12 protein-coding genes are annotated in these 13,819 nt (G+C 59.2%); 5 read left to right on the top strand and 7 right to left on the bottom strand.

Annotated features, from left to right (window positions below; all coding sequences use genetic code 11):
- Positions 1–124: 124 nt before the first annotated feature.
- The 7 genes from gyrA to SFLMC1_RS07500 all read right to left on the bottom strand — a co-directional run bounded on the left by gyrA (position 125) and on the right by SFLMC1_RS07500 (position 11,251).
- On the bottom strand, positions 125–2,833 hold the full coding sequence (gene gyrA / locus SFLMC1_RS07530) for a DNA gyrase subunit A (RefSeq protein ID WP_152074542.1): 2,709 nt from the start codon (positions 2,831–2,833) through the stop codon (positions 125–127).
- 185 nt (positions 2,834–3,018) lie between these two features.
- The gene (gyrB, locus tag SFLMC1_RS07525; RefSeq protein ID WP_152074424.1) at positions 3,019–5,049 is read right to left on the bottom strand and encodes a DNA topoisomerase (ATP-hydrolyzing) subunit B; all 2,031 of its coding nucleotides are present in this window, start codon (positions 5,047–5,049) and stop codon (positions 3,019–3,021) included.
- 105 nt (positions 5,050–5,154) lie between these two features.
- Positions 5,155–5,718, bottom strand: coding sequence for a DciA family protein (locus SFLMC1_RS07520; RefSeq protein ID WP_152074423.1), 564 nt, complete (start codon positions 5,716–5,718; stop codon positions 5,155–5,157).
- Positions 5,705–6,811, bottom strand: coding sequence for a DNA replication/repair protein RecF (gene recF, locus SFLMC1_RS07515; protein WP_152074422.1), 1,107 nt, complete (start codon positions 6,809–6,811; stop codon positions 5,705–5,707). The genes SFLMC1_RS07520 and recF overlap by 14 nt, the downstream gene beginning before the upstream one ends.
- An 8-nt stretch (positions 6,812–6,819) precedes the next feature.
- Entirely contained in the window at positions 6,820–7,923 is a 1,104-nt protein-coding gene (gene dnaN, locus SFLMC1_RS07510; RefSeq protein WP_055310301.1) for a DNA polymerase III subunit beta, read from the bottom strand.
- Positions 7,924–8,161: 238 nt separating this feature from the next.
- Positions 8,162–9,886 carry a DnaA ATPase domain-containing protein gene (locus SFLMC1_RS07505; protein WP_152074421.1) on the bottom strand — a complete coding sequence of 575 codons (1,725 nt, stop codon included), beginning with the start codon at positions 9,884–9,886 and terminating at the stop codon, positions 8,162–8,164.
- A 15-nt stretch (positions 9,887–9,901) separates the two neighbouring features.
- Positions 9,902–11,251, bottom strand: coding sequence for an ATP-binding protein (locus SFLMC1_RS07500; protein WP_152074420.1), 1,350 nt, complete (start codon positions 11,249–11,251; stop codon positions 9,902–9,904).
- Positions 11,252–11,595: 344 nt separating this feature from the next.
- On the opposite strand from SFLMC1_RS07500, the gene rpmH reads away from it, so the two are divergent.
- The 5 genes from rpmH to SFLMC1_RS07475 are packed head-to-tail and all read left to right on the top strand — an operon-like array spanning position 11,596 to position 13,725.
- On the top strand, positions 11,596–11,730 hold the full coding sequence (gene rpmH / locus SFLMC1_RS07495; protein ID WP_019127408.1) for a 50S ribosomal protein L34: 135 nt from the start codon (positions 11,596–11,598) through the stop codon (positions 11,728–11,730).
- A gap of 20 nt (positions 11,731–11,750) precedes the next feature.
- Entirely contained in the window at positions 11,751–12,089 is a 339-nt protein-coding gene (gene rnpA, locus SFLMC1_RS07490; protein ID WP_006236191.1) for a ribonuclease P protein component, read from the top strand.
- Positions 12,086–12,310 carry a membrane protein insertion efficiency factor YidD gene (gene yidD / locus SFLMC1_RS07485; RefSeq protein WP_117584026.1) on the top strand — a complete coding sequence of 75 codons (225 nt, stop codon included), beginning with the start codon at positions 12,086–12,088 and terminating at the stop codon, positions 12,308–12,310. The genes rnpA and yidD overlap by 4 nt, the downstream gene beginning before the upstream one ends.
- 29 nt (positions 12,311–12,339) lie before the next feature.
- Positions 12,340–13,110, top strand: a complete 771-nt coding sequence (locus tag SFLMC1_RS07480) for a YidC/Oxa1 family membrane protein insertase (RefSeq protein ID WP_152074419.1) — start codon at positions 12,340–12,342, stop codon at positions 13,108–13,110.
- 45 nt (positions 13,111–13,155) lie between these two features.
- The gene (locus tag SFLMC1_RS07475; RefSeq protein ID WP_152074418.1) at positions 13,156–13,725 is read left to right on the top strand and encodes a protein jag; all 570 of its coding nucleotides are present in this window, start codon (positions 13,156–13,158) and stop codon (positions 13,723–13,725) included.
- Positions 13,726–13,819 lie beyond the last annotated feature (94 nt).

Raw genomic sequence — 13,819 nt, 5'->3', positions numbered from 1 at the left:
CAAACCTAACCCATCTCGCCCACTCGGCGGGCACGGGGTCCAAGGTTGTCAAAAAAGCGGTCGGCGCGCAGGTGCGCCGACCGCCGATATATGGGGTCTGATGATTTTTACCGGCTAGGGCTTCTTATTCGTCGAGGAGATCCTCTGGCATGTCGTTGCCGTCGCCTAGGTCGACTGGCGCCTCTTCGGCGTCGGCTGCGGCCTCGGCACCTTCGCCTTCGGGCTTCTCCTTGGCGGCCGTCATGCGGGCTACGGCGCATACGCGGTCGTTATCGTCGACGGTCATCATCTTGACGCCCTGGGTGGCGCGACCGGTTTGGCTGATCTCGTCGGTCTTGACGCGAATGACCGTCGCGCCCTCCGTCACGATGAACAGCTCATGCTGCGGGCCCACCGTCTTCATGGCTGCGAGGTTGCCCTTGCGCTCGGTCATCTGGATGGTGTAGACACCCTGACCGCCGCGGTTCTGCTCCGGGTAATCCGAGACCGGCGTGCGTTTGCCGTAGCCGCGTTCGGTAATGACGAACAGGTCGCCGTTACCGTTGGTAATCTCCATACCAAGAACGCTCATGCCTTCCTTCATACCAATGCCGCGGACGCCGCTGGTATCGCGACCGGTGGCGCGCACCTGGTCCTCGGGGAACATAATCGCCTTGCCCGCGGTGGTTGCCATGATGATCTTGTCGCCCTCGCGCACGCGACGTACAGCGAGCAGCGCGTCGTCATCCCTCAGGTTGATGGCGATCAGGCCGTCGCGGCGGCTACGGTCGTAGGCGCTCATCACGGTCTTCTTGACCATGCCGCTCTTGGTGGCAAACATCAGGTACTCGTCGGCGGGGAACTCGCGGCAGCTGATGACGCTCGCGATCTTCTCGCCCTCCTCGAACGGCAACAGGTTGACGATCGCGGTGCCGCGCGCCTGGCGCGTGCCGACCGGCAGCTCATGCACCTTCAGGCGATAGACTTTACCCTTGCTCGAGAAGAACAGCACGTACTCGTGCGTGGACGCGATAAACATCTCGTCGATAACGTCGTCCTCTTTGAGATTGACGCCCGACACGCCCTTGCCGCCGCGCTTTTGGGCGCGATAGGCGGCCACCGGAATGCGCTTGACGTAGCCGGTGTGGGTGATAGTCACGACCATGTCCTCGTCGGCAATCAGATCTTCGACGTCCAGGTCCTTCTCGACATGGCTGATCTCGGTACGGCGCTTGTCGCCGAACTTCTTGGAAATCTCGCGCATCTCTTCCTTGATGACGCCCAGGATTTTCTCCTCGTGCGCCAACAGGTCCTCGTAGTAGGCGATGGCGCGGCGCAAGCCGTCCAGCTCTTCCTGAATCTTGTCGCGCTCCAGGCCGGTCAGGCGGCGCAGCTTCATCTCGAGGATGGCCGTAGTCTGCTCGGGCGTAAAGCCAAAGCGATCGATCAGGCGCCTGCTGGCCTCGGAGTCGGTCTGCGAGGAGCGGATGATGCTGATGACCTCGTCGATATGGTCGAGAGCCATCAGGTAGCCCTCGAGGATATGGGCACGCGCCTGGGCCTTCTTAAGGTCAAAGCGGGTGCGGCGGGTGACGACGTCGACCTGGTGGTCGATGTAGTACTGCAGCATCTCGCGCAGGCTCAGGCATTTGGGAACGCCGTTGACAAGCGCCAGGTTGTTGGCGCCGAAGGTCGTCTGCAGCGAAGTGTACTTGTACAGGTTGTTGAGCACGACCTGCGGGATGACGCCCTTCTTGAGTTCGATGACCAGACGGATACCCTTCTGGTTGGACTCATCGCGCATATCCGAGATGCCCTCGATGCGCTTGTCGTTGACGAGCTGGGCGATCTTCTCCTGCAGGGTGCCCTTGTTGACCATGTAGGGAATCTCGGTAAAGACTAGGCGGCTACGGCCGGTCTTGGTGGACTCGACATGAGCCTTGGCGCGCACGGTGATGGAGCCGCGGCCGGTCTCGTAGCTCTGCTTGATGCCGGCACTGCCCATGATGATGGCACCGGTGGGGAAGTCCGGACCGGGCATGATCTGCATGAGCTCGTCGACGGTGGCGTCGGGATTGTCGATCAGGTAGCACGTGGCCTCGATCGCCTCGGTGAGGTTGTGCGGGGCGATGTTGGTGGCCATGCCGACGGCGATGCCCTGGCTGCCGTTGACCAGCAGGTTGGGGAAGCGCGCGGGCAGCGCCTGGGGCTCGGCGAGCGACTCGTCGTAGTTGGGCTGCCAGTCGACGGTATCCTTCTGCAGGTCACGCAGGAGCTCCATGGCGGGCTTTGCCAGGCGGCTCTCGGTGTAACGCATGGCGGCGGCGCCGTCGCCGTCGATGTTGCCGAAGTTGCCGTGACCGTCGATGAGCGGCGTGCGCATGGAGAACCACTGTGCCAGGCGGACCATGGCCTCATAGACCGCGGAGTCGCCGTGCGGATGGTACTTACCGATAACTTCGCCGACCGTCCAGGCCGACTTCTTGTGCGGACGGTTGGGGTAGATGCCGCTCTCGTTCATTGCGTACAGGATGCGACGGTGCACCGGCTTTAAGCCATCGCGCACGTCCGGCAGGGCGCGCGCCGTGATGACCGACATCGAGTACTCGATGAACGACTGCTTCATCTCGCGGCCAAACTCCGAAATCTGGAGCTGGCCGCCGTTGATATCCTCGCCGGCCGAGGCACCACGGTCGACTTCGCCAAAGCTCTCCTCGAGCTCGGCGTCGTCATCCTCTTCTTCGTCCTCGGCGTCGGGGTTATAGGAATCCGGGTTGCCGTCCTCACCCTGCTCGGCGCGGGCGAGCAGGCGCTTCAGATCGTCGGGCATGCCGGCGTCGCCGGCCTCGTCCATACCCTCGTTATTGTTGATATCGTCTGCCACGTTACCTCCTCATGGTTTGCGTGGTCCATTAGTTCCCTACCACGGAGACGGATTACCGGGAATGCCGGATAACCCTCCTAGGTTTCCCAGGCGCCGCAGATTCGCCCGAAAGAGGATTGAGGGCGAAGGTGCGGTGGCTGGGAAAACCGAACAGGTTAGGCATCTAAGAAGCGTGCATCATGTGCATGCTTCTCGATGTACTCGCGGCGATAGCCGACCTCGGACCCCATTAGTTCGCGCACGGCGCGGTCCGCCACCACGGCGTCCTCGATCGACACGCGCTGCAGAATGCGGGTCTTGGGGTCCATCGTCGTCGAGGCAAGCTGCTTGGGGTCCATCTCGCCCAGGCCCTTGTAGCGTTGGACGGTATAGCCCTTGCGCTTCTTGGTGATCTTGCCGTCCTTGGCCTTGCCGTCCTCGTCGTTGTCGTCGGGGTTCAGTCCCAGGCTCTGAATGGTGTCGCGCAGGATCTCGTCTTCGGGCTGGCGGCCGTTGGGATACACGTAGTGAATCTTGTTGCGCACCTTAATGCCAAAGATGGGCGGGCAAGCGACGTAAATGTAGCCGGCATCAATCAACGGGCGCATGTACTTGTAGAAGAACGTCAGCAGCAGGATGCGGATATGCGCACCGTCGACGTCTGCATCGGTCATGATGATGATCTTGTGGTAGCGCGCCTTGGTAATGTCGAAGTCGCCACCGTCACCGGCGCTCGTCGTGACGCCGCAGCCGATCGCGGTGATAAGCGATTGAATGGTGTCGCTCGAGAACGCGCGGTGGTCGCCCACGCGCTCGACGTTCAAAATCTTGCCGCGCAGGGGCAGAATCGCCTGGATGTCTCGGCGGCGGCCGTCCTTGGCCGAGCCGCCTGCCGAGTCGCCCTCTACGATAAAGAGCTCGGTCAACTCGGCGTCACGCACCGAACAGTCGGCGAGCTTGCCGGGCAGCGACGCCGTCTCGAGCAGGCTCTTGCGGCGGGTCGCCTCACGCGCCTTGCGGGCGGCGTTGCGCGCCTTGCAGGCCTGTTGGGCCTTCTTGACGATCTCACGAGCGGGCTTGGGATGCTCCTCGAGGTAATCGGCAAGGCCGTCGGTCACGATCTTGAGCGTCAGCGCGCGCATATAGGAGCTGCCGAGCTTGGCCTTGGTCTGGCCCTCAAACTGCGGATCGGGCAGCTTGACCGAGATAACGGCCGACAGGCCCTCGCGTACATCGTCACCGGTCAGGTTGGCGTCTTTTTCCTTGAGCAGGTTCTGTTTGCGAGCGTAATCGTTAATCACGCGGGTGAGTGCGGTGCGGAAGCCCTCGAGGTGCATGCCGCCCTCGGGGGTGTAGATGTCGTTGGCAAACGACATGACGTTCTCGCCGTAGCCGCTATTCCACTGCAGGGACACCTCGACCTCGCCCATCTTGGTCACGGGCGCATCCGGATCCGATTTGCCCTCGATATAGATGGGCTCCTTAAAGGCCTCGGGGACATCCTTGCCCTCGTTGAGGAACTTGACGAAGTCGATGATGCCGCCGGCATAGCAAAACTCCTCCACATGGGGAGTCGCCTCGCGCTCGTCGGTCAGCACGATCTTGAGGTTCTTGTTGAGGAATGCCGTCTCCTGCAGACGGTTGTGCAGCGTGTCGAAATCGTAGATGCAGGTCTCGAAGATCTCGTCGTCGGGCCAGAAGCTGACAGTGGTACCCGTCGTCTCCGAAGTGCCCACGACCTCCATCTTCTTGACGGTCTTGCCGCGCGAAAACTCCATTTCGTAGATGTTGCCGTCGCGGCATACCTGTACGACCACACGCTTGGACAGGGCGTTGACGACGGAGATTCCCACGCCGTGCAGGCCGCCCGAGACCTTGTAGGCCGAGTTATCGAACTTACCGCCGGCGTGCAGGATCGTCATGACGACCTCGAGCGTCGGGATCTTTTTGATAGGATGCTCGTCGACGGGGATGCCGCGCCCGTTGTCGACGACCGTGATGGAGTTGTCGGCGTGGACCGTCACCTGAATCTCGGTGCAGAAACCGGCCATGGCCTCGTCGACGGAGTTGTCAACGATCTCCCACACCAGGTGATGAAGACCGCTGGCGCTCGTCGAGCCAATGTACATGCCCGGGCGCTTACGAACGGCCTCGAGACCTTCGAGAATCTTAATCTCGCCGCCATCGTAATCGTTTTCGTTTGCCACACGTCCTCCTTCAGTTAAGAAAATGTGTACAGCCGTACTAGTTTATCGTAAAAAAATACCCTCGGGAACGAGGGTATTTGGCTCTACAAGGCCACCAGATGCGATTTAAGGCTCTTTTTTGCTCTGCACGCCCTTGGCCCACTCGGCACTGGCTCTCATGGCGTTCTCGAGGGCCTCGCGCAGTTTTTGGTCCTCGATAGGTGCCACTTGGCGCTCGATCTCGGCACGCTCGGCATCGCTTAGGTCGGCATGCGGAGCCGGCGGACGCTCGGCCAGGACCGGGCGCAGGCGCTCCTTGGCAGCGGGCGGTGTGTGGCCGGGGGCGGTCGTCTTGAACACCAGGCCGTCGACGTGCGCACCGGCACGTTCCATGCGCGCGCGGATAATCTCGCGCAAAAGTGTCATCTCCTGCGTCCATGAGGGCGAATCGAGGTACACCAGCAGCTCGTTGGACTCGGGCAGGTAGCGCAGGCCCGTCACATGGCGTCCCTCGCGCGTGCCCGAGCACACTGTATTCCAGGCGTGATAGACCGCACGGGACTCCTCTGCAGCCTCCATTTGCGCGCGGCGCTCAGGTGTCGCGGCCGCCAGGACGCGCTGACGCTCGGCATCCAAAAAGCCGCCGAAGGCAACCGTTCCGTTCGCGCGCTCGTAATTAGCACGTCTCACCCATGCTCACCACCTTGGCTCGATCAAGCAGGTCATCGGTAAAATACCCCAGATTGGTAGTGGTTATGACTGTCTGGATATCATCACCGATCAGCTGCAGAAAAGCGCCTCGCCGCCCGGCGTCGAGCTCGCTCATCACGTCGTCCAAAAGCAGCAGCGGCGCGGTGCCTAGGATATCGCGCGCCACGGCCACTTCTGCCACCTTCCAGGCAAGCACCAGCGTTCGCTGCTGGCCTTGGCTGGCAAATGAACGGGCCGATCGACCCGCGACGGAAAACTCAATCTCGTCGCGATGCGGACCCACGAGCGTCACGCCGCGGCGGATCTCCTCGTCGGCGCGCTCCTCGAGCGCCGAGAGCATGTGCTCATACGCCCAGCCCCTGAGCTCGCCGCGATCCTCGATGCGAGGCAGGTCGCCAAGCGTGGACACATAGGACACACCGGCGGGCTCGCCAGATGCCACGCGGCCATAAGCGTCGCGCACATGGCCCGACAGCCGGTCGAGCAGGGCGAGACGATGCACGAGCAGGGCCGAACCGGCGCGGGCGAGCGATTCGTTCCAGGCGCCGAGCATCTCGCGGCAGCACCAGGTCTCCTTGAGCAGGGCATTGCGCTGGCTCACGCAGCGCCCGTAGGCACTAGCCAAATCGGCATAGCGGGCGCTCAGCTGAACGCCAAAGTCATCAAGTGCGGTACGGCGCTCGATGGCACCCCGCTTGACCATATCCAGGTGGTCCGGGCAAAACAGAACGCTCGGCAGCACCCCGCGCACACCGGACGCGGCGCAGCGCTTGCCGTTGCGGCTAAACGAACGCTTGCCGTCTTCCACGCCCAGCCCCATGTCCAGTACGCGCCCATCACCTTCGAGCCTCAGCTCGACCTTGCATGAGCCCACGCCGTCGCGCACGAGCTCGGCTGTGGTCGGATGCCTAAACGAGGCGCCACTCGTCAGCAGCTGCAGCGCCTCTATGAGGTTGGTCTTTCCCGCCGCGTTGGGGCCCGCGAGCACGGTCACACCGTCGCTCAGGGCAAGACGGTAGCTGTCGAAGCTGCGATAGCGCGCAACGGAAAGATCGCGTGCGTACATGGTCATGGGCAGTGCTAGATGCGCACCGGCATGACCAGGTACAGGTAGTTGATCTTGTCGTAGGACTTGAAGATGCCAGCCTGCGAATAGCTCTTGAGCTCCAGCGTGATCTCCTTCTCCTTGGACAGGGCATTGAGGCAGCCAAAGATGTAGTGGTAGTTGAAGGCGATGGTGCCCGACTCACCTTCGGCCTCAACATCGATCGTCTCCTGAGCAAGGTCCTGGTCGTTGGAAATGGAGGACAGGCCCATCTGGCCGTTCTCGACATCGATCTCAAACTTGACAGCGGGGTTGGCGCTCGCGATAACGGCCACACGCTTAAGGGCGGCGTTAAAGGCGGCTACGTCGATCTTGACGCTCGTCACGCACGAATCGGGGATGAGCTGCTTGTAATTGGGATACACGCCTTCGATGCGGCGTGACACGTAGGTGGTGTTGCCGGCCTCAAAGACAACCTGGGTGTCGGTGGCGCCAATCATGATGGTCGCCTGGCTGGCCATGATGTTCAGCGCGTCGTTGAAGGCGTCGGCAGGCACATTGAGCTCAAAAGAGCCCTCAAGCGTCGAGGTCTCGACCTGCGTATCGCACACGGCCAGACGGAAGGAGTCGGTCGCCACCAGACGCACGGTGTTGTTCTCGACCTTCATGTGCACGCCACCCAGGATGGGGCGGGCCTTGTCAGTCGAGGTGACGCGCCATACGCGACTTACCATTTCGGACAGGATATCGGTCGGCAGCTCGACGGCGCTCTCGATGGCGTATGCCGGGAACTCGGGAAAGTCGTTGGCATCGAGCGTGTTGAGGCGGAAAGAGCTCTTCTCGCAGCCAATCAAAACCTGACGCTCGGACAGCTCAAAGGTGACCGGGGCATCGGGAAGGGTCTTGGTGATGTTGGAGAGCATCTTGCAGGGAATCACCATCTCGCCCTCCTCTTCGACATGCGCCGCAATGCGGTGACGAATCGAGATGGTGTAGTTTGAGGTCTGGAATTCCAAGATGCCGTCTTGTGCCTTGACGAGCACGCCCGACAGAATGGGAAGGGTGGATGCCGAAGCGACGCCTTTCATAACGACGCCGATGGCTTGCGTAAGCGAGCTCTGGCTGACGGTGAACTTCATCTTTTAATACCTTTCTATAGATATAAATATCTTAATAATAGTAATAGTACTGACGAAACTGTTGATTACTCCTAAACGTGCAGGTCAGCCCTAAAAAGAGAATCGACAGGAACCTGTGTGCAACTGGGCATGTTTTCCACGTTCAAAACCTGCGCGAAACTTTTCCTCACCGCGGCTCGAGTTTTTGACACCTTATAACCGCCGTTTCGACAAGTTTTCAACAGGTGTGTCCATTTACCTACGAGCGCAGTGTAATTTTATCGCGCAGCGACTTGAGGTCTTCGGTGACAGTCCGGTCTTCCTGAATCATCTTCTGAACCTTTTTATAGCTCGTGCTGACGGTCGAGTGGTTGCGGTTGCCAAACTCGGAGCCCACGGCCGTCGTCGTCATCTCGCACATCTCAATCGCCAGGTAGATAGCGATATGGCGCGCCTTGGCGATATTGGCGTTGCGGCGAGGCCCGATGAGCTCCTCGTGCGTCACACCGTATTGCTCCTCGATGACGGACTGGACCGTCTGCACATTGATCTTCTTGGCCGATGTGTCGAAGTACTGGTTGGCGATGGCGTCGATGTCGTCAAAGGTGAGCTCCCCGCCCTCACGCTCGCGATCGCCCGCTTCGCCGGCACAACGCTCGCAAAAGCTCTCGAGTTCGCGAATGTTGGTGCCCGAGACCTCGGCCATGTGTTTAAAGTGCGCATCGGTCAGATGTCCGCCGTCGCCCCCGTAGGCCGCCAGCAGCGAGTCGTTGCCCGCCTCGGCTGCGGCGGCGATCGTGTTCTCGTAATACCGCTGCAAAATCTTATACTTCATCTCGTAGCTGGGCTCCGCCACCAGGCACAGCAGGCCGGCATTAAAGCGACTGGTCAGGCGCTCGTCCATATTAAGGTCCTTGGGAGCGCGGTCGGCGGCGATCACGACCTTCTTGTTGTTACGGATAAATTCGTCCATCAACTGGAAGAAGTAATCCACGCTCGCGCGTTTGCCAATGATGTTCTGGATGTCATCGATGATGAGCACGTCGACGCCGTGGTACGCCTGCATAATGGGGGCGTTGCTCTTCTTTTGGCGGTCGAATTCCGTCATCAAGTCGTCCAGATATGCCTGCGAATTGGCGTACTTCACCTTGATCTCGGGCGATTTCTCTGCCAGCTCATTTTTGATAGCGAGCAGCAGGTGTGTCTTGCCCAGGCCCGATTTGCCGTAGATGAACAGCGACGTGCAGGTACCGGGCGTGTCTGCAAGCATGGCGAATTTGAGCGCCGATCGGTAGGCAAGGCTGTTCTCCGGTCCGAAGACGAAGTTTTCAAACGTGAATTTCGAATTCGCTGCGAGGGGTGCCCCGTCCGCGTTTTTCTCGACTGCCGCCGGGGCCTCCGCCGAAGGTGCTGCCGGCGCTGCGGACGAACTCGCGCCCTTCGCCGGTGGCCTGCCATTCATTTGGGTCATCATGCGGCGGAAATCGTCGGCGGACAACGTGTTTTTGATTGCAATGCCCGATTCCTCGCCGGGTGTCGCCTCGTGTGCGACGGGCATATGCGTGGCGGTCGGGATGGGCGAGGGGGCTGGCTCTACCGCCGGTGCGACCGAAACGGTCGGCTGCGGTGCCATGGTTTCACGGGAAACATCGTCGCGTCGAAGCTCGGGCGACGGCTTTGCCGCTGCGGTGGCGGTCGCTACCGGGTGAGTGGCCGGCGCCGTATTTGCCGAGGCGCCTTGCGGTGCCACGACATTGAGCGCGATCGGCGCAAAGGCGATATCTTCCAGATAGGCCTCGATGGTCGGCTGATGCTTTTTGAGCTGAGCGATGGCAAAGCGTGAAGGTGCCTCAATCGTCAGAGTGTCCTCGGTCAAACTCACGGCGCGCGATTGTCCCAGCATATTGATGAGGCGTGCATCTTGGCCGTCGCGCTGACAAAAGGCGATGGCATCTCCCAGGATGATGCTTGCTTCCTCGTCCACTGTTTCTCCCGTTCCTTACCTTTGGGCTCGCACGCGAGCGCTGCCTACCTCGGTCAGATGATATTTCTGGCCATGTTTGATGACCAAGCCGGCTTGTGCCAAGTCGTTGAGCGTTCGCGACCACGTGGGCGCTGAGTTTCCAAACGCTCGTGCCAGGTCGGTTGCGCCACACTCCTGGTTTTGAGCCAGATAGCCCAGTGCCGCTTCGCCGCGCTCGCTCACAAATACGTTTTGCTGCGGCTGTGCATATTGATTCGCCGCATTAGGATACATCATTTGAGCTGCTGGTTGTTGAGAACTCTGCATGGGCAGCGGCTGCTGTTGAAAACTTTGCGGCCACTGTTGGTAAGGCTGCGGAGGCATCTGCTGGGCCCATGGGTTGTACTGCGCCTGGGGCATCTGTTGGTACGGCTGCTGGTATCCCTGAAGATGCTGTTGGGGATACGGCTGGGCGTATCCCTGCTGCGGCATATATTGGGGAGGATACCCTTGCGGGTACGGTTGGTAGCCCATTTGCGGGGCGTTTGGCATGGCCGCTGTCTGCTGCACGGTGCCTGTGTCCAGATCTGCCGAGCCTATGCTCTCCGGTATGTTTTGCATTGCGTTGCCCAGCGGTGCTTGGGGGTCTTGCATGGGAAAACATCCAGGCTGCTGCATGTGTGCCACGGGCTGCTGCATCTGCTGCGCCGCGGGCTGCTGCGCAAACGTGCTGGATAGGGGATATGCCGTCTGCTCCGTCTCGGGCCGCACGGCTGCCCCGCGCCCGCCGGCACGCTCGATTTCCTGCACGCGCTTGGGGTTCAGACTTACCGTCACGACGGTGCCGTTGCCCATGTTGTCCTCGATGGAGACGGCGCCGCCGGCGTTTTCCAAGTACTCCTGTACCATGGGAAATCCGGCGCCGGTACCGCGGATATACCGTTTCATCTTACTGTTTGCACTGGTCACGCCAAAATCGAAGGCACGCTCTTTGTCGTCGATGCCCGGACCCTGATCGGCAAAGCGGATGGTATCGCCACCGTCGAGAATCGAGATGATGGGCTCTGCAAAATGCGCGTGGATAAAGTTTTCGACAATCTCGCGGATAACCATCAGCGAGATGCGTCCTCCCTGCTCTTTCATGCACCGGTAGACGGTGTTGGTTGTCTCTTCCAAGTAGGTACGGACGTCTTGCGGTTCGATGACGATGACACGCGGTGTCGACAGCATGTCATCGTAGACCGCGATGCGCGCTGCATACATGGCCTTTGGTGCTTGTGCGGTGACCCGCTCACCCTCGTTGCGTTTTTCGCGCACGCCGGTGATGTGCTCGTTGTCGGGTGCCGGATCACCGGAATCGACCATGGTGTAGAAGTCGTCAGACATGCCGCTCGCAATCTTTCAAAAGGTTTTGAACAAATAGTAGCTCACCGCGCAATGTTTCTCATCTTTCGACAAGTTTTCAAAACCTGTTGAAAACTTTGGAAAACGGACGAAAAGTTCTCAACATTTCCAACACGACCTGTTGAAAACTCGATGAAATTTCGTGAAAAGTTGACTGCTGCCTCAAATGCCGGTTCTTCTTATGGGGGAACCGTGTACTCTTTGCAACCTTTTACCTTTGATTTCTTGACATTTGAACATTGATTTCCCTACAATCTTCAAGCTCACGTGTCTATATCTGCGTCCGCGCCCCGCGGACACTCGAAATGCAGCAGGAGGAACTTAAGATGAAGCGTACGTATCAGCCTAATAAGCGTAAGCGTGCCAAGACCCATGGCTTCCGTGCCCGTATGGCCACTAAGGGTGGTCGTGCCGTGCTCGCCCGTCGTCGCGCCAAGGGCCGCAAGCGTCTCACTGTCTAGCAGCGATACACACATCTCGCATGAAGACTATTAAGTCTCGGCAAGATTTCGAGCATGTGTTCAGTCAGGGGCGTCGTTTCAATCATCCTCTGATTCGAATGACCATATGTGAATCGGTTGGCGAAGGCGACTCCGGAAGGGTCGCCTTCGTTGGTGCTAAACGACTCGGTTGTGCTGTCGTGCGCAACCGATCTAAGCGTGTGATGCGCGAGGCCGCCCGCAGCTGTGGATTTCCCGTTGCGGGTTATGACATCATCTTGTTCGCGACTCCCAAGACGAGGGTTTCCTCGCCGCAGGAGATGGACAAGGCATTGCGTTCGCTTATGAAACGCGCCGGCGTTGCCGGGGAGGAGCGATGAGCAATCACGTTTTGCGACGTGTTGCCATCGCTCCTATTCGCATATATCAACAGGTTATTTCGCCCTTATTACCTGACGCCTGCATTTATTACCCAACGTGCTCACAATACGCTATCCAGGCGATTGAGAAGTACGGTGTTTTGAGAGGCTGCTGGCTTGCCGTGAGGCGCATCGCTCGCTGCAATCCCCTGCACGTCGGCGGTTATGACCCTGTGCCTTAGCGGGCACTCGCTATCGGAGGAAAACTTACATGTGGGATTGGATCGTTAACATCCTTTTTGAGCTGCTCAAGCTCATCCAGACCTTTGCGGTCGACTGGGGCCTGTCCATCATCATCCTGGTGGTCATCATCCGTCTGCTGCTGACGCCGCTTATGCTCAAGTCGACCAAGTCGACGGCTCGCATGCAGGTGCTGCAGCCTAAGATGCTCGAGATCCAGGAGCGCTATGCCGACGATCCCCAGCGTCAGGCCGAGGAGATGCAGAAGTTCTACAGCGAGAACAAGTTCAACCCCATGGCTGGTTGTCTGCCGCTGTTGATCCAGATGCCTGTCATGTTCGCCCTATTTACGCTGCTGCGCAACCTTCCGAACTACTTTAACGACGGCACGTTCTCGTTCTTCAACATCCTGCCTGACCTTACCACCACGCCGAGCGCTTCCTTTGCCGATGGCTTTATGGTTGCGCTGCCTGCGCTGGTTTGCCTGATTCTGTTTGCCGTTCTCACCTTGATTCCGCAGCTGTATATGTCGCGCAATCAGACTGGTCAGCAGGCCCAGAGCATGCGCATGATGGCCGTTGTCATGACCGTCATGATGCTTTGGATGGGTTGGAGCCTTCCCGTCGGCGTCCTGCTGTACTACGACGTGTCCTCTATCTGGCAGGTTACCCAGCAGATTTTCGTGACGCAGAAGGTTATCGACAAGGCTAAGGCCGATGAGGAAGAGCGTCTTAAGAACGCCCCGCTGCAGGTCGAGGTTACCCGTCGCGAGAAGAAGCCGCGTCCGCACAAGAAGAATTAGTCGGGATATCAATCTTATTTAGGTACCTAACCTTTGGAGTACGTTATGTCTGAAGAGATCATCGAGGATATGCTTGAGGAGGTTGCCCCGCAGATTGCGGGCGATTATCCCGAGATTGCACAGCGCTACAAGGCCGGTGAAGAGCTGACCGATGAGGAGCTCGACACCATTGCCGATGTTGCGATTTCCATCCTGCGTTCCATCCTTTCGCACTTCGATGCCGCCAACTCTCCTATCGATGAGTACGAGGGTGACGAGGGTGAGCTGATTTTGGATGTTACGGCTCCTGATCTTGCTGTTCTCATTGGCCGTCATGGTCGTACCCTTGATGCCCTTCAGGTTATGTTCTCTTTGCTGGTGAGCCGCAAGCTTGGCTTTAGGTATCCGGTTGTGGTTGACGTTGAGGGCTACAAGAGCCGGCGTCAGGAAAAGGTTGCCTCTATGGCTCAGTCTGCAGCCGAGCGTGCTGTCCGTACTCATAAGAGTGTTTCGCTTCCACCCATGAATGCCTATGAGCGCCGACTGGTTCATATTGCACTTCGTGGCAACGATACCGTCGATACCCATTCTGAGGGTTCTGACCCTGATCGCCATGTGGTGATTGTTGCTCGATAATCTACTCGAGCTTATGCTAAGGGGGCGTGGTTTCCACGTCCCCTTTTTTTGTCAAAAGTTCTCGATACACTGATTTTTGTCAGAAAGGAGCTTC

It is taken from the genome of Collinsella aerofaciens, from assembly GCF_901212495.1.
GTDB lineage: Bacteria > Actinomycetota > Coriobacteriia > Coriobacteriales > Coriobacteriaceae > Collinsella > Collinsella aerofaciens_H.
This window is presented reverse-complemented; position numbering and strand designations above follow the sequence as displayed.

What these genes read in the sequence shown, in the direction of transcription:
- gyrA (WP_152074542.1), bottom strand. Translation starts at nt 2,833, where the DNA reads ATGGACGAGGCCGGCGACGCCGGCATGCCCGACGATCTGAAGCGCCTG.
- recF (WP_152074422.1), bottom strand. Translation starts at nt 6,811, where the DNA reads ATGACCATGTACGCACGCGATCTTTCCGTTGCGCGCTATCGCAGCTTC.
- dnaN (WP_055310301.1), bottom strand. Translation starts at nt 7,923, where the DNA reads ATGAAGTTCACCGTCAGCCAGAGCTCGCTTACGCAAGCCATCGGCGTC.
- SFLMC1_RS07500 (WP_152074420.1), bottom strand. Translation starts at nt 11,251, where the DNA reads ATGTCTGACGACTTCTACACCATGGTCGATTCCGGTGATCCGGCACCC.
- rpmH (WP_019127408.1), top strand. Translation starts at nt 11,596, where the DNA reads ATGAAGCGTACGTATCAGCCTAATAAGCGTAAGCGTGCCAAGACCCAT.
- rnpA (WP_006236191.1), top strand. Translation starts at nt 11,751, where the DNA reads ATGAAGACTATTAAGTCTCGGCAAGATTTCGAGCATGTGTTCAGTCAG.
- yidD (WP_117584026.1), top strand. Translation starts at nt 12,086, where the DNA reads ATGAGCAATCACGTTTTGCGACGTGTTGCCATCGCTCCTATTCGCATA.
- SFLMC1_RS07480 (WP_152074419.1), top strand. Translation starts at nt 12,340, where the DNA reads ATGTGGGATTGGATCGTTAACATCCTTTTTGAGCTGCTCAAGCTCATC.
- SFLMC1_RS07475 (WP_152074418.1), top strand. Translation starts at nt 13,156, where the DNA reads ATGTCTGAAGAGATCATCGAGGATATGCTTGAGGAGGTTGCCCCGCAG.